Origin of the sequence: Rhodococcus sp. WS1 (assembly GCF_003797745.1) — a bacterium.
GTDB lineage: Bacteria > Actinomycetota > Actinomycetes > Mycobacteriales > Mycobacteriaceae > Rhodococcus_F > Rhodococcus_F erythropolis.
Window position 1 is genome coordinate 64210 of sequence record NZ_RKLZ01000004.1, and the last position, 19327, is coordinate 83536.

Annotated in this window: 24 protein-coding genes and 2 pseudogenes; 5 read left to right on the forward strand and 21 right to left on the reverse strand. The window is 62.1% G+C overall.

Going from position 1 to position 19327, the window contains the following annotated elements; translation table 11 throughout:
* Positions 1–372: 372 nt before the first annotated feature.
* A complete protein-coding gene (locus EEB12_RS28495; protein WP_181447654.1) occupies positions 373–2547 on the forward strand; it encodes a hypothetical protein in 2175 nt (724 codons plus the stop codon).
* Positions 2548–2631: 84 nt separating this feature from the next.
* On the opposite strand, the gene EEB12_RS28500 is transcribed toward EEB12_RS28495, so the two are convergent.
* Positions 2632–3198: a hypothetical protein gene (locus EEB12_RS28500; RefSeq protein ID WP_141488977.1), complete on the reverse strand. Its 567-nt coding sequence runs from the start codon at positions 3196–3198 to the stop codon at positions 2632–2634.
* Positions 3199–3239: 41 nt separating this feature from the next.
* On the opposite strand from EEB12_RS28500, the gene EEB12_RS28505 reads away from it, so the two are divergent.
* On the forward strand, positions 3240–3869 hold the full coding sequence (locus EEB12_RS28505; RefSeq protein ID WP_141488978.1) for a hypothetical protein: 630 nt from the start codon (positions 3240–3242) through the stop codon (positions 3867–3869).
* A gap of 16 nt (positions 3870–3885) precedes the next feature.
* On the opposite strand, the gene EEB12_RS28510 is transcribed toward EEB12_RS28505, so the two are convergent.
* From EEB12_RS28510 to EEB12_RS30955, 3 genes and pseudogenes are all read right to left on the reverse strand, one after another.
* Entirely contained in the window at positions 3886–4308 is a 423-nt protein-coding gene (locus EEB12_RS28510; RefSeq protein ID WP_141488979.1) for a DUF6924 domain-containing protein, read from the reverse strand.
* A gap of 90 nt (positions 4309–4398) precedes the next feature.
* Positions 4399–4816: pseudogene (locus EEB12_RS28515) on the reverse strand (hypothetical protein); the annotation flags it as partial.
* A 326-nt stretch (positions 4817–5142) separates the two neighbouring features.
* Positions 5143–5475: pseudogene (locus EEB12_RS30955) on the reverse strand (type II toxin-antitoxin system HicB family antitoxin); the annotation flags it as partial.
* 754 nt (positions 5476–6229) lie between these two features.
* Between EEB12_RS30955 and EEB12_RS28530 the strand changes: the two are divergent.
* A complete protein-coding gene (locus EEB12_RS28530; protein WP_141488982.1) occupies positions 6230–6514 on the forward strand; it encodes a hypothetical protein in 285 nt (94 codons plus the stop codon).
* 191 nt (positions 6515–6705) lie between these two features.
* Here the strand turns inward: EEB12_RS28530 and EEB12_RS28535 are convergent, their stop codons facing one another.
* The 13 genes from EEB12_RS28535 to EEB12_RS28590 form a co-directional block, all read right to left on the reverse strand.
* A complete protein-coding gene (locus EEB12_RS28535; protein ID WP_141488983.1) occupies positions 6706–7110 on the reverse strand; it encodes a hypothetical protein in 405 nt (134 codons plus the stop codon).
* Between the two features lie 314 nt (positions 7111–7424).
* Positions 7425–7628 carry a hypothetical protein gene (locus EEB12_RS28540; protein WP_141488984.1) on the reverse strand — a complete coding sequence of 68 codons (204 nt, stop codon included), beginning with the start codon at positions 7626–7628 and terminating at the stop codon, positions 7425–7427.
* Positions 7628–8038, reverse strand: coding sequence for a DUF3846 domain-containing protein (locus EEB12_RS28545; protein ID WP_141488985.1), 411 nt, complete (start codon positions 8036–8038; stop codon positions 7628–7630). The genes EEB12_RS28540 and EEB12_RS28545 overlap by 1 nt, the downstream gene beginning before the upstream one ends.
* Before the next feature lie 364 nt (positions 8039–8402).
* Entirely contained in the window at positions 8403–8918 is a 516-nt protein-coding gene (locus EEB12_RS30960; protein WP_258537436.1) for a hypothetical protein, read from the reverse strand.
* A 178-nt stretch (positions 8919–9096) separates the two neighbouring features.
* The gene (locus tag EEB12_RS28555; RefSeq protein ID WP_141488986.1) at positions 9097–9414 is read right to left on the reverse strand and encodes a hypothetical protein; all 318 of its coding nucleotides are present in this window, start codon (positions 9412–9414) and stop codon (positions 9097–9099) included.
* A 160-nt stretch (positions 9415–9574) separates the two neighbouring features.
* A complete protein-coding gene (locus EEB12_RS30635) occupies positions 9575–9721 on the reverse strand; it encodes a hypothetical protein (RefSeq protein ID WP_181447589.1) in 147 nt (48 codons plus the stop codon).
* A 231-nt stretch (positions 9722–9952) separates the two neighbouring features.
* Positions 9953–10399, reverse strand: coding sequence for a helix-turn-helix domain-containing protein (locus EEB12_RS28560; protein WP_258537437.1), 447 nt, complete (start codon positions 10397–10399; stop codon positions 9953–9955).
* Between the two features lie 94 nt (positions 10400–10493).
* A complete protein-coding gene (locus EEB12_RS28565; RefSeq protein ID WP_076949232.1) occupies positions 10494–10679 on the reverse strand; it encodes a hypothetical protein in 186 nt (61 codons plus the stop codon).
* A 231-nt stretch (positions 10680–10910) separates the two neighbouring features.
* Positions 10911–11435: a lytic transglycosylase domain-containing protein gene (locus tag EEB12_RS28570; protein ID WP_141488988.1), complete on the reverse strand. Its 525-nt coding sequence runs from the start codon at positions 11433–11435 to the stop codon at positions 10911–10913.
* Between the two features lie 75 nt (positions 11436–11510).
* Complete coding sequence (locus EEB12_RS28575; RefSeq protein WP_141488989.1) at positions 11511–11984, reverse strand: hypothetical protein; 474 nt, start codon at positions 11982–11984, stop codon at positions 11511–11513.
* A gap of 49 nt (positions 11985–12033) precedes the next feature.
* Complete coding sequence (locus tag EEB12_RS28580) at positions 12034–12243, reverse strand: hypothetical protein (RefSeq protein WP_141488990.1); 210 nt, start codon at positions 12241–12243, stop codon at positions 12034–12036.
* A gap of 152 nt (positions 12244–12395) precedes the next feature.
* Complete coding sequence (locus tag EEB12_RS28585; RefSeq protein ID WP_141488991.1) at positions 12396–13415, reverse strand: DUF3560 domain-containing protein; 1020 nt, start codon at positions 13413–13415, stop codon at positions 12396–12398.
* 48 nt (positions 13416–13463) lie between these two features.
* A complete protein-coding gene (locus tag EEB12_RS28590; protein WP_141488992.1) occupies positions 13464–14051 on the reverse strand; it encodes a hypothetical protein in 588 nt (195 codons plus the stop codon).
* A gap of 198 nt (positions 14052–14249) precedes the next feature.
* On the opposite strand from EEB12_RS28590, the gene EEB12_RS28595 reads away from it, so the two are divergent.
* Positions 14250–14507 (forward strand): helix-turn-helix transcriptional regulator, encoded by a 258-nt coding sequence (locus tag EEB12_RS28595; protein WP_141488993.1) that lies wholly within the window; start codon positions 14250–14252, stop codon positions 14505–14507.
* Positions 14504–15193 (forward strand): hypothetical protein, encoded by a 690-nt coding sequence (locus tag EEB12_RS28600; protein ID WP_141488994.1) that lies wholly within the window; start codon positions 14504–14506, stop codon positions 15191–15193. The genes EEB12_RS28595 and EEB12_RS28600 overlap by 4 nt, the downstream gene beginning before the upstream one ends.
* A 160-nt stretch (positions 15194–15353) precedes the next feature.
* Here the strand turns inward: EEB12_RS28600 and EEB12_RS28605 are convergent, their stop codons facing one another.
* The 4 genes from EEB12_RS28605 to EEB12_RS28620 form a co-directional block, all read right to left on the reverse strand.
* Positions 15354–15878, reverse strand: coding sequence for a hypothetical protein (locus EEB12_RS28605; RefSeq protein ID WP_141488995.1), 525 nt, complete (start codon positions 15876–15878; stop codon positions 15354–15356).
* A gap of 23 nt (positions 15879–15901) precedes the next feature.
* Positions 15902–16615 (reverse strand): hypothetical protein, encoded by a 714-nt coding sequence (locus tag EEB12_RS28610; RefSeq protein ID WP_141488996.1) that lies wholly within the window; start codon positions 16613–16615, stop codon positions 15902–15904.
* A gap of 22 nt (positions 16616–16637) precedes the next feature.
* Complete coding sequence (locus tag EEB12_RS28615; protein WP_058037162.1) at positions 16638–17822, reverse strand: hypothetical protein; 1185 nt, start codon at positions 17820–17822, stop codon at positions 16638–16640.
* A 102-nt stretch (positions 17823–17924) separates the two neighbouring features.
* Complete coding sequence (locus EEB12_RS28620; protein WP_141488997.1) at positions 17925–19325, reverse strand: ParA family protein; 1401 nt, start codon at positions 19323–19325, stop codon at positions 17925–17927.
* Positions 19326–19327: the final 2 nt, after the last annotated feature.

Consider the following 19327-nt stretch of genomic DNA (forward strand, 5'->3'; position numbering starts at 1 on the left):
CAGTCGATGTGAACGGACTCGATCGAGTCGAAGTGGAATCCGAATTCATCGCTGTACTGGTCGAATCTCTCTCTGGATCGACCCGAGGCGTGCACACCACCATCTCCGTTGGATGCCAGTGCGCCCGTTATGTCCGGTCTGCGCGTTTGGTCCTCTGAGAATCAAACCTTTTTGGTGGATCGTCATTTAACCGAAACATCATCCTGAAACAAACCTGAGGGTTTGGTGTGAGGCTGCTGTGAGTTGTGACGCAACCTAGCGTTACCTCTAAGTGTCGGAGGGCAATTGAGACCAAGACGATACAGACGGCTCACCCAACGTTCCCTGAAGTTACTGACCTTCCCGATCGCTGTCGCTCTGATGGTGGGCCTAATGTCGGCCTTCTCCGCAGGACCTGCTTCGGCGGACATCATCAGTAACGGCCACAACGTCGGAGGTTCGATCCTCAACGAATACAACGCTTTGATTGCTATCGGGAGGCCCGCCGGAAACGCAGAAAGCGACGAAACCGACGACCGCGGCGGCGGAAAATTTCAAAAGTTCCAGGGCAACAACAACATCTATTGGCATGCGCGCATCGACCCGAACCGGGGCCGGCAAATCGGAGGCGCGATCTTCGACGCGTGGGCAGCAACGGACTACGAAGTCGGACCGCTGAAGTACCCCACCGAACGAGAAACTGACGTAACTCGCCAGGGAAAACTCAACCGGTTCGAGGGCGGCGTCATTTACTGGTCCCCCTCCACTGGCGCTCATCCTGTTTGGGGAATCATCCTCGAAAACTGGGCTGCGGAAGGTTACGAGCAGAGCCAATACGGATTCCCGATCGGCAACGAAGAGGATTGGGGTGCCGGTAAGCGCCAACTCTTCGAAAACGGGCAGTACATGGAGTGGCAGCCGGAAGGCTTCCCCGTGGATTGGGAAGGTGACGACACCAATTACGTCCCGACCTGCGGTAGTGGATGTGCGGAAGACGCCACCATCGCGCTGGGGGGACCGCAAATCAGCCCTCCCGCAGGTCTTTTCCGCTCCACTGAAGGCGATGACAGGCAAGCATTTGCCGCCAACGATCTGGAGGCAGACGAAGGAACGTCTTTCTGCGATGAACTGCCGGGCGTCCCGGAACCGGATGCACCAGCTGGATCCGGCATTATGTGCATCGACAGGTACGACAATTTCGCGGAAACACATCCCGAAGCGATGATCATGCCTACGACGGAGTCGACAACACCGAGCGCTACGCAGTCACCTTCTGCCACTCCGTCCACGGAATCCACACCCGCAGAGACCACGACACCGTCGACGCAAACACCGTCGACTACAGGGCCTGGCCAGACCACCACGTCAGCGCCCACAACGACCACCGATCCTGAAACTGCTTGTGCGACAACCACAACAGCCTCGTCACCGAACGATGAGGAAACTGAGGAACCGCTTCTGTGTGGCGATGCGAGCACGTCGACCACTGCAACTCCCACACAGGGTGGGGCAGATAACTTCCTCGGCGATCGGCGCGGCGCCCCTAAGCGGGCACTGGTACCGACCGAGCCGAAGAACCCCGCGTTCTGCCAATTTGGTGGCACCGATTTCCGGTACAACGACTGGATGGGCGATCGCATGTTCCAGTGCCGAATTCGAGTTCTCCCGCTCGTTTTCCTCGATCGCCAAACCTTCACGATGGCCGGCACGATTCGCATCGAAGAGAAGCGCCGCATTCAGCTGGCGTGGAACAACACCGCATGGGATGAAGTCATCTCTGTTCGCGTGCAATCCATCGAACCAACAAACGTGCAGTATGCAGCAGCTCTTGAAGCCACGCAGATCACCTGGAAGCACTCATGCGTGTGCTACTCCGACGGTGGATACGATCAGATCGGCCCGATGCCTGCTTCAACAATGCAGGTCGGATTCACGACACTCGATCGCAAGGGAATGATCGCACCAGGCGGAAGTTACGTCACCGGAACGGACAATTGGAGCTTCAAGTCCACCGCCCCCAAGTTCACTGATGGCGGCGGAATCACCGGATCGCCTCCGAAGATTCGCTGCGATGCAGCAGTTGGGCTGAGGAACACGCAAGGCTGCTCGTTCTACCAACTTGCACCAACCCTCAACTACGCAGGCGATTCGAGTCTCTCGTCGTACAACAATCACGTACGTCAAGCGCAGGACACCGCATTGCCTGGTTATAAGGGAAACAATGCGGGAGCGCTCCACCGCACGACGTCTCAACCGACGATCAAAGCGAACCGAGCCGCTACCTGCGGCAAGATAACCGGTGGCCGCCCCGCCGGCACCTCGTGTGACGAGTACCCGTTCGCCAGCACCGGTGAGGGAGGCGCTTCCGCAGCGTCACAACCGAACTCGGGCCGTACCTACCCAGGTTGCGGGATCAAGGTGGTGGGAACAACGGCGCGTGGTTGGCCTGGTTACAGCGTCTGCATGATTCCGAAGGAACAGAACAGCCGAGCCGGATCGTTGGCCGGGTGGTTCTATGCGAAACAGCGAATCATGGATGGGGATGCCTTCTGGGTCAATGTGAGATAGCTGATGTGAAATAGATGCTTGTGGGGGCGAGTTTCTCGCCCCCACAAGCATTGCACCTCACGACCAGACAAGCAGGACGCGACGTCAATACCCCTTACTGATCGTCGGACCGTAGAGGTCGATAGTCGCATCCTCCGCCAGCTTCCCGAACGGGTCGGCTCCCCCGTCGCCTCGGTCAGTTTTTGTGTCCTCTACATTCTTGACATCGCCGTTAGATGAATCATCATCTCTACTGGGCCATATCTGAAGAAGGTATCGTTCGCTGGGTTCGGATACGTTCTGACCGGCCCGAAGGGCACGCCCCAGTGCGTGAACCCGCACGGTAAAGGTTCCCGGTTCCAAGTTTTTGAGATCGCCGAATCCTTCAGCGTCCCCGTTACCTGGGGCCGACAGGGATATGGGCTCCTTGAATTCGAGGGGAGCCTCACTTATCACTTCCCAAAGGTCATCTTCAGATATCTCGGGTCGAGATTCCGAAATTTCGAGAGTGAGAACAATCGGACCGCTTTCGATGCCGGTTTTGATCACTATGAACCCGTCACCCACATCGAACAGTTGACCTGAGGCGCTTCCTGTCAGGTCGCGGGTGCCGGCCTCAGACAGCACAAACTTCCCTTGTTCGACCTTGATGACTCCCCAGGTTTGTGTCATAACCACCAAAATACCGTCACCAGCGAAAGGTCGTGGACAACGTGTCCAGTCTCCCTGACCAGTACCGAAACCGGCGATCCGTCGCGGGGGTTGTCCCTGGAATCCTGGGGATAGGACTCGGCGCAGCCGGAATCCTCGCCTGGCGATACGCGACACCGCTGGGTACGCCCGAAGATCCCAAAATCGCTGGGCTCGCGCCGGTGGGGCCAAACGGGGAGACCGGCGCGATCATTTCGTACGACGGGTTCATCTATCAGCCGGATCCTGAGTGGTTTCCCTTCGCTCTGGTGTTTCCCGCACTGGGACTGCTGATCGCGCTTGTAGTTCAGTTCGTGATGGCGCGTTTCGCATGGCGTTTCGCGCGCCACTCGCGGTCCAGCCCTGTCCCTCTTTTCACGTTCCTTGGGCTGATTGGCGGGTTGGTCGGCGCCGCCACGGCCTGGATCGGTGCACTGCATCCACCTCGACTGCCGGCCATGATCGTCACTGCCGGACCGATTGGCGGCGACCCAGAGGCCCCCACTCGGCTGGCAATCCACTTTGACGTACCTGCCCCCTACCTGACTTCCACACTGACAGGAATAGCTACCGGCCTGGTCGTGGCATTAGTTCTCTACCTATTCGGAGTGCGTTATGAACGGCAAACCCACGCCGGAAAAAGAAACTTTTAGCCGTACCCTGCTACGGCTAGAAGCCTCGAAATATCTTGTCGTCCTGCTCATCTGCGGTGTCTGCAAACTCAGCGAAATCCATGTTTGCCAATGACAGATTGTTTTCGATTGCCGCCATCTGCGAAGGCACGACACGGACCGTACGGCCTGGCTCATCCGAAAGATCGACAGCCAGCAGCGGGCTGTCAGCGTGAGAGAAAGTCACGTCGTCGGCTAAAAATATGAAATACGGGGGCATTTCAGTAGCTAGTTCGACCAGCTCCGGGACAGTAAGTCCTGCCAGTTCTGGATCGCTGACGTAGTTCAGGTCGGCGAAGAACCCTTCTTCTGACTCCGCTGAGCATTTCGACTTGAGCAGATCCCACGCTCGGTCGTCGCTGAAGTCCGTCCGCCATACCGTTCCACCGTATTCAGAGATCTCCGGGAGTTGTCTACTCATCTGGCAACCGTATCGTCCGCTTGAGATGGGTGACCGACCTTCGCGCCCGAACCAATCTTCTGCACGCCCACCGGCCCTATTCGAGAATCTCTAGTTCCAGTCGATGTGGACGGATTCGATCGAGTCGAAGTGGAACCCGAATTCATCGCTGTACTGGTCGAATCCCTTGTTCTCGGGGTAGTCCAACGTCGCGTGACGCTCCAGCAGTGCGACGACGCGTGCGTGATCGTCGTTGGCGAGGGCGGCGGCGAGTTCGCGTGACTCTTCCGCGGTGAACGGGACATCGGAGTTCGCGAAGTCCAGTGTGCGGACGCGGTAGTCGTAGCCCTCTTCCGACCCGTTGCGCACCGAGACTCCGCCTTTGACGCGGATTGTAGCCTTTTTTCGGGGTGCCGTCGGGGCGCAGAGCGCCGGCGCGCTTCATGACGTCGTCGGCTTTGACCTTCTTGAGTTTCTTCTTCGCATCGGCGCGCAGATCGTTCGTCTTCCCTGACCGGTACCGCGACAAGCGCCGGAACAGAGGCAAGCCCGTGAGCAGGGTCTACGGTCACATGTTTGCAGCTACCGCGTTAGGCGGCGCGCATCCAACGTTCAGCTGGCCGAATCTTCCTCGCTGCTCTCGTCGACGTACCAACCAAGGGTGAGCCCGGCCGGCACTTCGAAATCAGCCAACGGTCTGATGTCCGCTAGGGGCTTGACGATATCGAAATTGAGCGGCAATGGAACATTCCTGATCACATCGGACACAGAGAGAGTCGAAAACGACTTTCCGGAAAACTTTGCGAACGCTTTCAACATGTCGTACTCAGGCAACATGTCGTACTCGGGCCGAACTCCGCCTGAGCTGCTGAGCTTTTGATTGATCAGCATATTCAGGGAAACGCCCTGCTCATGCGCTTCTACCGCCAGTCGGCGATGCACGGAAGGAGAGGTGCGGACCACGAACTTTCCACTGAAGTTGCGTTCGGACAGCGGGATAGGCGGTGTTTCTCCGGACTTGTCCATGTCCTCGAGGACCTCCTCGACAAGGTTCGTGATCCCGGACAGGGCAGCAGCCTGGTCTTCTTCGAGCCACGACAGCGAGGGGAATTCGGCGACGGTTCCGACGAACTCGTCGTCTTCTTCGGACCACACGACGCGGTATGTGTAGTGCGCGGCGTCAGCCATTGTCTTCCTCCTTCGTCAGTTTGTCGTACGCGGCTACCACTTGGTCGACCTGGTACGGCTTCGCTTTTCCCTTTTTGTCCTGGATGTTCACGCGCGGGTCACCTGACCACGGCATCGAGAAGACTGCGTGGCTACTCCCGGAGGTTCGAGGTGGACCGAAATGCTTCCGGCAGAAGTTGAGTAGCTCCTTGTAGGTCACGTTCTGTGGAGAATCTCGCATTCTCGCTATCAGCTTCAAATCTTTCGACACGCGCTGACGGTATCACCCATGATACTACTCCGTCCGGACGATCTGAATAGTGCCCACTTCGCGTGAGGCGCCACACTCACCGCCTGTCCGTTCGAGAATAGGGGCCGGCACCCCACACACCTCCCAACACCCACCCCGGGGACGTGTCGTCACCGCAGGTCAACGCCACAAAACACGCACGCCAGCACACACCGAGGACACCACCCTCAACGTGAACGCGAAGCCCGCCGCTCCCCACACGCCAACACCGCCATCAACTCCACAATCACAACGGTCTCCACCCACGGCAGCCACGACAGCCCAAACCGATCAGAGAACAGCACGAAAGCGCAGGTAACCAACGTCAGAACACACACCACCCCCCCAAAACGACACGAAGCCCCCACCAGGCCACACGCCAGGAGAACACGCCACTACCCCCGATCAACCGGCATCGACCACTCGGGTTCAGGCGGTGGTTGTCGCCGCCTCGAATAAAGCGCCGCACCGATCAGCACCCGCCCGATGACAGCGAACGCCGACGCCGCACCGTCAAACACCACCCGCCCCTCGCGCACGTCGTCGGACGGCGCATACGTACACGTGGATCCGACAACCGGCAGCCACACCCTCGACGCACTCTCCAACGCCACAGCGGAATCGGCAGCACACAACTCATACGAAGACCGCCCCGCCCCCATGAACGCGAAAGCACCGAACGCCCCCATCACCAACACCAAGCCCACACCGAGCAGCACCCACCGACGCCCCCGCGCCCCTCCCCCGCATGTCATCACCCAAGCACCATAAGCCGAGCAACCACGCATGCCGTTCATTGCGTCGAATGGCCCAGACCCTCCCAGACCTCATCCACCACCAATAACCGGACGGGAAACCCCCACAGAAACCCGAGAAGGCCCCTCACCGGACGGTGAGGGGCCTTTCAGGACCACACAAACTGGAAAGGTCCGGCCCGGTTGCTGCGGGCCGGACCATTTCGATCAGACAGTCAAACCGATCGACACAACCCGGTAGTCGCTCTTGCTCTCCGAACGGTGCGGCAAGTTCCCACCGGCGTTCGCTGCATTCCATTCACCGGCACGCAGCACGGCCCTACGGATCGCGCGGCGTTCGGCCTGGTCGAATCCTTCGGGCGCGGCGACGGTTACGGTGAAGACGTCGTCCTTGAACTCGACTCCCGCCGTGGCCTGAACCTCGACCTCGTACGCGTGCGAGTCGCACTCGGAAGGGTTGGGGCGGACCGCGAGAACGCGGTACGCGCCGTTGTCTTCCAGCTTGCGGAGCGCGCGGCGCACGGCCTGATCGAAGCCTTCCGGCGCGGTGACGGCGACATTGAAGGGGGCCACTGCGGCAGCGGCCTGAATGTCGACAGCGTAGGTGTTCATATTTCCTCCTGGAGGTGATCGGATGGGTTTGGTTCGGCTATGCGGTTGCCCGTCAGGATGATTGGGGCTTCGCGAGGGCGGGTTGTTCTCCGCGGTCCTCATCGCCGAACACTCCGTAACTATACAATCGACTTTTGCATAGTGGCAAATCGGGATCCGCCCCGAGCTTCAGGCGAATGGGGGCGGACGGATCGCCGGACGCGGGACGTGTCGTTTCCGCCGGTCAGATGGCTTAGGCTCCGACACCCGAGATGGGGACCGGCCCGGTTGCTGCGGGCCGGTCACCATCTCGAGGTGCTGCGGAGGGTTGCGCGTCAGCTCGGCGCGAAGGTTTCGGCGGTGGCATCGAACGCGTCGAGGGCCGTCACCGAGATTTCGTTCCGTTCGACGCCGACGAATCCGTCCAGCGCCGCGAGAGCGTCGGCAAGGTCAGCGCGCTCCGGATCGAAGTCCGGGGGTACGTTCACCATTGCCTGATGAGTGGATACCTCCACCCATTCGATTGTCACGGTTCGCATTACGCAACCACCCCCGTGCCGTTGGTGGCGTCGCGGGAGGCATCGAGCACCAGCAACCCCCCGAAGTCGGCGGTGTTCACCAGCGCGGCGACCTGATCCTCCGAGAGGCTCCAAGTTTCGCCTTCCTGGCCACTGGAGGCGAACACCACCGTTCCCACATAAGGCTGCCAGCGTAGGCCGTAGGACCTGGCAATGCGGGTCGCGACGCGGTTGACTTCCGGATCGTCCGTGAACAGCCCCTCATCGTCGATCCACATATCCAGTCCGGGAGCCAAACGCACGACGTCGAAGTTGCGGCAGTCCAGCGCCTCACGGAACGCCTTGCCGACCCCCTGCCCGTCCGCCTGCAATTCTACGATTGTCGCCTGCCCTTTCACGTCGATCTTGACTGCTGTCACCGTGTTCGTCATCTGAACCCCTTCTCTTCCACCAGATTCGGCGGGTGTTTCCGGTGCGAGTTCACCGTTTCAACCCGTCCGACTTCACACAACACTTTTGTAAAGTTAAAGCGGTGGGCACGCTTCCGCTTGCCTGCGATCGCGAAGCCCCGACACGGGACGTGTCGTCTTGCCTGGTCAAGGCATAAAAATGGCCTGACTACGTGGAGACGGAGCCGGGCGAGTGCCGTTTTCGGTGATGGCCGACAATGACCGTGTGGACCGGCCCGGTTGCTGCGGGCCGGTCCACACTTGTTCACTTCGTCGAGTTCACCGCGTGGGCAAATCGTCGGGACGTGTCGTCTTGCCTGGTCAGAGCCTGTTTTTACTGGCTCGACTAGATCCAGGGTTCATTTTCGCGGCCTTCGATGTACTGACCGCCGGGCGGGTCGTCGTAGGCCGCGATCAGCGCAGTTCGGACGTTGGGCGATGCGGCAGCCAGGTTCTCGTCGCGAATGCTCTTCCAGCCGTCCCAATTGGCCCCTGCGCCTGCGTCGATCGTGTACTCGGCGCCGATGATCGGTTCGCCGTCGAGAAACGCATCGACGTCCGTCCCTCCGTCGGGATCGCGGACGACGACGAACTCGAGCGTGGGAGCCGGGCGGGCGTCGTTCGCGTCAGGAAGGCAACCGTCGGTCGTGAGCGCCAACTCTTCGCGGTAATACTTCGCGGCCCGGCGGTCGACTGCATCCCAGTCGACGCCGAGGTGGTCGGCGAGGTGCCGCAGGTCGCCGACGAGGTCGGAGATCGCAGACTCGAAATTGTCGTCCGACTCTGCCTCCTCGACGTACGGAATGAGGGCAGGAACCACGCTGAGCGCGCGCACGGCGCGCGATTCGATCGGGTCGGTCACATCGACCTCCGGGCGCGGCAGATCGTCGCTGTCGGCGTTGACGTACGCGCGAGCTGGGCGGCGGTGCGGATTTCTGCGATCTGGGCAGCGAATGTCTTGGTCATTGGTCTTCCTTCGATCGAGGGTGAGTGGGCAAGCACGTCGGGGCCGTCCAGGTGACGGCCCCGACGTGTGCGGATCAGCTCTTGGTGACCGTGTAGCCGAGCGAATCCGCGAGCATGTGCATCAGCTCTTCACCGTCCGGGAGATCGACCATCGCCATACGACCCTTGATCGCTTCGCATTCGTCGGGCTTGCCACAAAGGCAGTTGCCGTTCTCCAGATCCTCGTAATCCGAGCACAACGACTCGCCGAAGGATGACGGGTCGACGACCCACGTGTCGGTGCCACTGAGGTCGCGCATCAGGTAGACCCGGACGCCCTCTTCGATGTAGTGAGTTCCGCGCGCTTCGGCCTGCTCGGAGGGATGCACGAATGCCTGCTCGGCGACTGTCATGGATGATTCCTTTCGTCGTTTCAACATTGCTAACGTTACATATGACCATTGCATAGTTCAACCCGCGAGACACGCCGAAACGGGAGCGATTCAGGTGCACCCCCAGCGGGCAGAACAGCAAAGGGCCCCACCGCTTTCGGTGAGGCCCTTGCGCTTTCGCCTAGATGTAGGCAATTTCCTCCGCACCCAACTTGCGGCCGGTGGAGAGTTCCACCAGCGCGACCTTGGCGGACACGAACTCGTCGTGATCACCCTCCGTGACGGCCGTGAAGTAACGCGCCCGAGCTGCTTCGATGGTGTTTTCCATGTCCTTCTCCCTCCGTTGGTGTGACACAACTATACAAAATACTTTTGCAAAGTGTCAACCCGAAAGTTGTTCCTGGATCAGACGGAAGCCGAGAAAGCGCCGGCGCTTTCGGCGCGGAGACAATTCCGACACCAGGGACATGTCGTCTGCGCAGGTCAAGGCATTTTTGACTCAGAAAGCCCGGTCCAGCCGTCATTGAATGACGCAGGCCGAGCTTCTCGCATTCGACCCCTATGCGCTCTTGGCGTTATCGCGTGCTCGCGCCTGCACGACCGACTTCCGAACAGCCCAGGTGTCGCCCACGCGGGTAGCCGGGAGCTTGGCCGACTTGATGGATTTCAAGATGCTCTGACGACTTACGCCCAACTCTTCTGCAGCCTCGCTGACGGACACGAGCGGAGGCAGCTCGGCCGCTTCAGTGAGCCGGTCGAAGTCGGCGGCGGTCAGTACGCGCAGCGACAACAGCGTCGACGGGTACTGCTTGAGGATCGCCAACGCGGTCGAGTTGGCCTGGCGGACAGAGTCGGCGGGCAGCGTGAAAACTACTTCGGTGCGGCCGAGTTCAGAACGCCCCACTGCACCGCCGTAGTCGACAATGGGGTCGATCAACTGCTCGACGGTTTCCTCGTCAAACGGTACGTCGAGTTCGGCGACGACGTTGTACGGCTGTGCGGTCACTGGTCTTGATCCTTCCTGTTGCGGTGCGAGGTTTGATTGAATGAGTCCGGGTCGGGGATGCCTTCTACATCCCCGACCCTTTCTCATGCACCCACTAGCGTGGCGGCCACTGGAACCCGGTCTGGCGCTTGATCTGCGCCAGTGCGTTCTTCACGGCCCGACGGTCGCTAGCCGTCTTCGAGAACGTCGTGATCATCTGACCGTCTTTGTAGACCATCGGGTGACCCGCTTTCGTGGCGCGGATCTCGAATCCGGCCTTCTCGAGTGCCTTCAGGATCACCTTCGTGTCCTGGTCGATTCCTCTGAATCTCTGTGGCAATCTTCGCACCTCTCTATTTAATTGACAACCCAATCGTAACCGATAGGTTGTCAATTGACAACCCTTTTGATGTTGCAATCCTCTGAACGGCGGTTTTGCGGAGGACCTGCGTCCGTAGATAGGCGCGCCAGCGTGCCCGGAACGCACAGCAGGGCTCCCCGATGAGGGGAGCCCTGCTGATTCGGTTCCGCGTTAGATGCGGTCGAGGACGCTTCGCGCGTACTCGCGTACTGCGGGCAGGTCCATGTGGTCGCTGACACCTGCGATGTATGCCGCCGCGATGGTCTCGGGGTCGGTCGGCTTCCCTGCGGCGGTCAGCTCGTCGACGAGACGGCAGTCGATGCGCACGAGCGCATGAACGGCGTCGCCGATGTCGAAGGGTGACGCGAGTCCGTTCCCGTCCTCATCGCGCAGCTCGGCGGCGACAACGGGGAAGAGCTGAGCCGCGCCCGCCTGACCGAGCTGCCCGATCTCAGCAGAGTCGAAGTCCGATTCCGCTTCGATCTGTGCGGCCACGAATGCGGGGGTGATCTGCGCAGCGGCACATGTGGCGGGAGCGGCGTGGATCCACGGCGTGAATTCGGCAGGTACACGGGCGAGTACGCCGGAATTAATCGTGGCGGCACTCGCGGCGACGGGCGTTGCGAGAAGAGCAGCAACGCCGGTCACCGCTGCCACGAGCACGGCCCGCTTGGCGGCATGGGTGAGGGTGAACATGCAGTTCCTTTCGGGTAACGGACGACAGGACGGGCCAGCTTCGCTCAATTCAGCTCTCAAACTCCACCGGGTGGTCTACCGGGGGAAGTTGTGGACCTGGACCCGAGCGGGAACGCCTCCGATACCGCCGAAGCCCCATTCGCGCACGGCGTCCTGCACAGGCACAGGAAGGTCGGCCTCGGCGGCACTGGCCGAGTAGCTGCGATCGGATTCGAGGGTGCAGAGTCCGAGCCCCGGGTTATGGACGGCGGGATACAGGTACCAGGTGATGCCCTGCGGGGTGCCGATCCATCCCTTGACGTTCCTGGTCACGGCGGTTCCGTCGCTCTCGATCATGGTCACCGGGGTTGCCCAGACCACCGAGACGAGGGCGTAGAGCGGTGCTGCGCTCGTTTCCCCCGCCGCAACGTCCGCACCGGCGAACGGCTGAATCAAACTACCCGGGCGCGGGTGCCCGGGCGAGCTGTAGACGTAGCCGACGACGAGCGCGTCGACACCGTCGACGACGGTGGTGAATCCTGTCCGCGTGTCGAGTGCAGTTCCGGTCATGGGCGGCCTCCTGTGTGCGAGTGGATGGTTCGGATACGTCGAGTCAGGCTCAGGCTGCGACGCCGACAGGTGCCGCGACGCGGGGGAAGACATCGAGTGCATCGACATCGCTCATCCGCCGCCCGCCTTCGAGGATCACGTCGAGGCGCATTCTGCGCTCATCGTCGATCGTGAAGTCGACAACTTCGACGACGTTCTTCCGGATCGTTTCGCCGGTGATCATGGTGGTAATCAATTCTGCGACAGTTGTTTTAGCCATGTTGTTGCTCCTCGATCAGATGATTTCGACAAATGTCGAGCACCGAGGGCTTGCCTCGATGCTCGACATCACTGCTCAGTGGGGGCCGGCTACTGCAAGGGACGTGTCATCTACGCAGTTCAGGGTAGGTTTTTCCAACTCGGAAGGACCAGTCAGGCGGCACCTGATTCGACGACACGCTGCCCGTCGACGACAGCGACGGGCTCACTCTTGCTGGTGCGCAGACCGCGAATCGCGTTGTACGCCAACCTATCGGTCCAGTCTCCGCCCACGCGGGACATGACGCTGACCGACTTCGCATTGACTCTGACCACCTCGTACCAACTACCTCCGTGGCGTACGTGGTCACCCTTGACGGCAACTTCCCGGCTGTACGGAGTGACCTTCCCGTCGGCGAACTGCTGCTCGCGGACCGCCTTCCAATAGGTGATCTCATCGGCCAGGTGGTCGATCTCGACGAGCAACTGTTCGCGATAGGCACCGGTAGCGGCCCCGTGGGTCTCGACCTGCTTCTGCCCGGTCTGCTGGTTGGTGAACAGCGTCCTGGTGTAGCCGTCGCGGCTGCGCTCGAGCTTGGCCATGTCAGCGACCAGCCGCTCGATCCTGCGCGCGACCGTGATCGGCCCGTAGCGGGCGTCGGTGGTCGTGGAGGCAGCGTCGGCACGGCCACGAGCTGCGGTGGCCTCGCGCTCCGCTTCGACCGCCTTCCCAAACTTGTTCCACGCCTTCTCGATCGCGTTGCGGTGTCGCCGCTCGCTGTGGTGCCCGATCTTGATCGGCTCCCCGCCCTCAGGGAGCGCCCGGTACGCGGCCCGCTCGGCGTTCCATGCAGTTTCGGCGACACCGGCTTTGCCATCGGCTTTGGCGTCGAGAGCGACGACACGGTCGACCTGACGGGCAATCTTGTCGGCCTCGACCTCCGAAGTGGTCCGGTAGCTGGCGTCGATGTCGAGCTCGACGGTGAACCCGGCAGCGCGCAGCGCGGTGGCGGTGGCGCGGATCTGGGCGAGCTTGGGTGCACGGTCGCGAGACTGCGGGATGTACCAGAAGCCGATGTTTCGGGACCAACGCCAACGCTGGGCCTTCAACACGACACCGGTGCCGTCGCCTTTCGCGGTGCCGTCGATCAGCGTGCCTTCTTCGGGAGTGTGGGTGATGGTCAATACGGACATACGCGGTCCGTCCTTTCGGTCAGAGATTGGGCAGAGGTGGCCCTGGAGTCAGCGCAGGAACCGCAGCGCCGAGCGGGCGATCCGAGCACCTGGGACGGTGCGGGTGGCGACAGTGGCCGCGAGCATGGCGGCGCGCTTGCCGTAGACGACACCGCGCGAGGGCCGTGCAGATCGCGCGCGTGCCCTGGGCCTGTTTGCCGAGCGTCGAGACTGGACCGGAGCGGGGGCAGAGTCGGAGTCCAGTTCACGTTCCCACTCGGCGAAGTGGTCGACCCGAGGTCGCCGCGCCTCCCTGCTGGGCTCGCGTTCCGGCTCAGCGGCCTCGTTGCAGGCCTCACGTCGATTCTGGCGGCACTCCCGGCCGTTGACCGGGTCGATGTACCACAGCGGGGTATGGACGACGAGGTTCTCCGCCAGGCGTGAACGCCAGCATCGCCCCTTGTAGGCGGCAAGGAAGTGACCGGCCAGCCAGAGCGCGACACCGGCGACGAGCACGACCAACCGGGGTCCGATCAGATCTCCGGCGACGATGAACACCAACGAGCTGACCACCATGAGTGCGCCACCGAAACGGGCAACCGGTGCGCCGATCTTCCAGACGAGGAGTACCGCGAGTGCAGCGAGAGCGAAGAACATCAAAATTCGATTCCCTTTCCAGTAACGGAACTTCCGAACGCAACATTACAATACACATTTGCATTGTTGTAACTTCGCAAGCTGCCGGGCGATCCCGCTAAAGGTTTCTACAAAGCAATGCAGGTATGTAAAGTCTCTGACATCAGAGAACTGGCACACCGACGACGGCAGTGCCCCCGAGAACCGAAAGGCGAGAACATGGCAAACCCGAACCGCCTCACTGCCCAACAGTCCGTTCACCTACTCAAAGAACTCACCGGCGACGAGATCAAACCCATGACGTTCCACTCCTACGTCGCCCGTGGCCACGCACCGAAACCCGTGGAGAAGATCGGCAACACACCGTTGTGGAAGCGCACCGAAATCGAGAAGTGGGCCGAGAACCGGCCAGGTCGCGGCGCGCGTACCGATCTGCGTAAGACTCGTCGACGCCCGAAAGACACCGACACCGAATGAACGAGTCGTTCGGCGGACATCAAACCGCGTGGGCCATTTGCGCGTTTGGCGCGTGGATTGCAATCTCAATCGCTCTGGCAACAATGACGGCGTCCACGGGCGTCGGCTATTCCGTCTTACTTCTTCTGCTCCTGGCGGGCTCCCTAGCCTTGTTGGCGTTCTTCAAACGCAAAGCCCTGATCAGGTGGCCCAGCATCGCCGTGGCAACCATCTTTGTTGTCGTCGCTGTGTACGTCGGCTTGATAAACGATCCCAGTGACTCAGATGAACCAACCGCGTTCAGCGCGACGACGAGCGAGCGGCCGACTACGACGACAACGACGCCGCCGCCGCCGATGACTACCCCGACGTCGACTCTGCCGACACCGGCAGGACCTCCACTCCCCCCAGAAGAACAAGTCATCAACGTGTCAAAGTCCGCCGAGTTCTTTGACAGCGCACTCCTTCTTGCCAATCAAATGACCTTCTCTTCGTTCGTCGCGCTCACGATCACGACGGACGCAACTTCCTGCACGTCAAGCAATCTCAACGTAGGTGAACGGGCCGTCGTCGCAGCGAATGATGCTGGTAACCGCTTTTTTCGGGTGACCGTATTGGAAACGGACCCCGACGCTTCTGCCCGTCTTCGAGTTGAGGATCTTCCGCAGGAGAATTGGCCGGCGCGTTCCCTGTTCTGCCCCACCTAGGGGATTACCTGCCGGGGACGTGTCATCTTCGCTGGTCACAGGCTTTTTATAGTGCAACGCCCCCGCTCCGATGTTCGGAGCGGGGGCGTTTTTCGTTCGATCCCTGCGAGGGCTTGAGTTGGTCAGGTCAGTGGGCGCGGGGACGTGTCGTTTTTGCTGGTCAGCGGCAGTCGACGTGGACTGAGAGATATACGCGTCCGCTGTGGGTGGCCTTCCAGTCGGCAGGTGCATCGGTGGTCGCGGCGATGTCGAGCTGGTCGGCCTCGGTCCAGTCGACGGACTGGAGGACGTCGAGGAACTTGTTGGTGGTGTCGATGTCCGCGCTGGGGAGGTTTTGGTCGGTGTTCTCGATGGTGAGGGTCTGGGATCCGTGTTTTGCGTGGATCTTCCATCCGTGGGGCGCTGTGATGTCGACGGCCAGGTTGTCGCCGCGTCCGGTGCAGCGTGCGGTGACGTCTTCGGGCTTGGGTGTGGTGATCTCGGTGTCGGAATGTTGCTCGCCCCAACCGATCACGATGCTGCCGAGGTCGGTGCTGGTGTCGGTGACGATGGTGCCGCTGGTCGAGGTGCTGACCGAGGCTGCCTCGCGGGAATCGTCACTTCCACAGGCGACCAGGACCACGGCGGCGGTGAGAGCGGCAGCGGCGGCAGCGGTCTTGGTGAAGGTGTTGTGTGAGAGAGACATTCGGGGTTCCTTAGCGAGTCCGGTCATTTGAAGACGTCGACGAACCACTTGCCGTCGATCTTTTTGGTGGTGACGGTTTGGGTGATGCGCTCTGCGCCCTCTGGTCGTAGCTCGGACAGATCCACGAGGTAGACGTCTTCGGACAGGGCCTTGGCGCGCATGCAGTAGTTGGTGCCGACGGGTACGGAGTCGATGAACCCCTGAAGTTGGTCGGCCGGTACGACGGAGGAATTCGGTGTGGCCAGTGCGCGGGCAGCGCCTGCGTTGCGCTGGATGTAGTAGGCGTGGTTCCACGCTGCGATCACGCCCGCTCCGCTGTTCTGATCCCCACGGTCAGCGCGGCATTCGTCGTCGACCTCGGAAGATGCGGGCGTGGGGGTGGTGCTCGTCTCGGGCAGGTCCAGGATCGGCAGGGTGTCCGATTCCGACTCTGTGGTGGTGGCCGCGGCTGCGGTGTTCTCGGGTTGGTCTCCCCCGCCGTTCAACATGGTTCCGGCGATCACTGCCACGACCGCGAGTCCGGCCACACCACCGATAACGGCTTTCTTGTTCCACCGTCGCGGGTCCTGCGGGCTTTCCGCCCCTGGAGCGATCTGGGGCGCGGCCAGGAGCTTCGGGGCCACCGAGCCGCCGGGCGAAGCTGCGTTTGCAGCTCCGCCCGGCCGAGCGGTGGTGGGCGTGCCACCGAGAAGGTCGACGACAGCGGGGTGCCGTTGGGGTCTCTTACTGAGCTTCATGGTGTACACCCACCTTTCAGGGTCAGACAGCGGCCGGGGCTCCAGCGCCCTGGCCGAATGCGGTCGAGATCAGCTGTGCAGCGGTGCCTGCCGAACCGTCGAAGAACGTTTCGAGGGTGTTGTCGATCGCCTCGACGACCTGCTGGCCACCCGGCTGCTCGGCAGCCCAGTCACGGGCCTGCTGGTCGATGGACGGAGCGACCTCGACGACGTCACGAACTGCGGCGGCAGCACCCTGACCGACAGGGCCCGACTGCTCCCAGCTGGAGAGCGTGTCTTCGGTCGAGGTGGTGATCACGGGCTGGTCGACGTCGGGGAGGTGAACCTCGATCGGCTGGCCTTCGTCGTCACCGGCACCGAAGGCGGTGCCTGCAGCGAATCCGATGACGCCTCCGCCGATCGCGCCGGGCACGGCCGTCACGAGCCCGCCGATTCCGGCGCCGATCGCGGTTCCGGCGACGCCTGTGGTGACCTCCGGCAGGATCGGGATCGGGAGCGGAATCACACCGCCGAGTGCGGCACCCTGCAAGCCACCGATGGTTCCGCCGAGCAATGCGCCGGGCACACCGAGCGCAAGGGCGCCGGCACCTGCTCCCGCCACCGTGCCGGTGATCTGACCCGCAGCGACTCGGTCAGCGCGGGAGGGCTCGACACCGACGGAGCGGTAGATCGTCGAGACACCGGAGCGGATCAGCTCGGAGGTGTTGTTGGTGCGCTCGAGGTCCTCGTCGGTGAGCCAGTTCGGCTGGTTGAAGTGGAAATCGCCGATCATCAGGGTCTTGGGAGGCGCGATGTACATCGGGGCCGGTTCGACCCACACCGGTGCGTGCAAGGTCGAAGGATCAATCGGGGGCACATAGTTCTGCTGCGGGACGGACTGACCGTTGCCGTAGTCGTAACCCGGCTTGGGTACGTACGTGGGCTGCTGGACCGGCGGTGCCGTCCAGTAGATCGGTTCTGCCGGGGCCTCGGGGACCGTCTGAACGGGAGCCGGAGGCGGAGCCTGGGTCGACGTTCCACCCTGAGTGCCGCCACCTGTCGTGCCGCCCTGCGTCGGAGCTGCATTCGCCATCGGTGCGAACACAATCCCGGCTGACAGGGCTGCGGCGACAACCAACGCGCTCGTCGCCTGGCGCTGAACTTTGCGGTGTCGACCACCCGAATTCCGGCGGGCAGCTCGGTTACCGGTAGTGATGTCGTTGCTCATCGAGCATCGCCTTTCATCTGGGTTCGGCCTCAGAAGGCCGGGGATCTTCGTCGAATGGATCGAAGTAGGACGGGCACGCCCGATGTGGGCGGTGCCAGCGCATCAGCCCACGGCACCCGCCATCAGGTCGACGGCCTTGGCCGCGAGCACGGTCAACGCGTCCCGCGTCTCGCGTCGCAGCTGGCTCAGTGCGATGCGCTCGCCGGATGCGAACAACGGCTCGAACGGCATCCGGCACACCGCGACACCGAGCGCGGAGAACGCGTTGACGGCTTCCGTTTCGACCATCGGTGCGTCTCCCGGACCGTCGGTGATGACGACGATCGTGCGGGAGAGAACATCCGGACGAACCGCCGCGATCGCCGAGAGCGTGCGCTGCGCGGCCACTGCCGCATCGCGTCGCAGCGGGACAGGAACGACGACCACGTGCGATGCCCGGATCGCCCACTGCCAGCTCGCCGAGAGGCTGGAATTGCCGGTGTCGGCGACGAGCACATCGCGGTGCCGACCGAGAATCGAGCCGAGCGCTTCCGATTCCTCGTAGGTCAACGCTGCGTCGACGCCCGCCCTCCCGGAAATGATGTCCGACCCGCCTGGCTGGCGAGTCAGAAACCGCTTCACACGGGACGGCGGGACGTCGGATGCGGCGGCATCGACAGCGCCCAGCAGGCTGACCACGTCCTGGTCCACGGGAGGAGGGACAGCCACGCGATCGGCGAAGCTGCCACCGACCTCACCCAGGTCCAGGCAGGTGACAGTTGCGGGACCGCGGTGCTCGGCCAACGCCTCCGCCAAACTGATCGACATCGGGGTCTTTCCGACGCCTCCCTTGAGGTTGGCGAAGGTGATCATCGCGCCCTCGGGGAGTGCGCGAGCGATCGTCGACTGGGCACCGCGCAACCGCATCTCGGGCGAGTCCGACTTGGGTACGAGCTTGAGCCCGAGAACGGCATTGAGACGACCTCGGACACCGAGCCGTGCGGGTTCACTTTCCGCCGCGTTGGTGCGCGGCGCGGACAGTTGCGACAGCGTCGGCAGAGGACCGGTCAGCGGTCCTGTAATCGGTTCTGCCGAACGCGCAGGCGCGGGGGCAGGCATCGGCCGCGGTTTCGGCTGAGCGGGCGCTGAGACGGGATGAGGGGCCGTCTCGTATGCGATCTGCTCAGTGGCTACGACGACCGGACCGACCGGCGGTGCAGAGTGGGTCTCCACCGCCGGTTCAATCGGGCTCTCAACGATCGGCAAGGGTGCGCTCGGCGCACGCTCTACCGCTTTGCCGTCCGGGCCTACCGTCAGGAACCTGGTGTCCTTACCGGTTTGGTAGACGACCTCGACGGCCGAGTTCTGTTCCTTCGCGATGTTGGACAGAAACTCGTGCACCACCGCAGAGAGCGTCTTGGCCTCGGTCGCTTCCAGCACCATCGGGTCGACATTGACATCCGGAAGAGTTGCGCGGGCGGTGGACTTGGAGGTGATCTCGACATTTACGGTCAGCGTCGTCATCG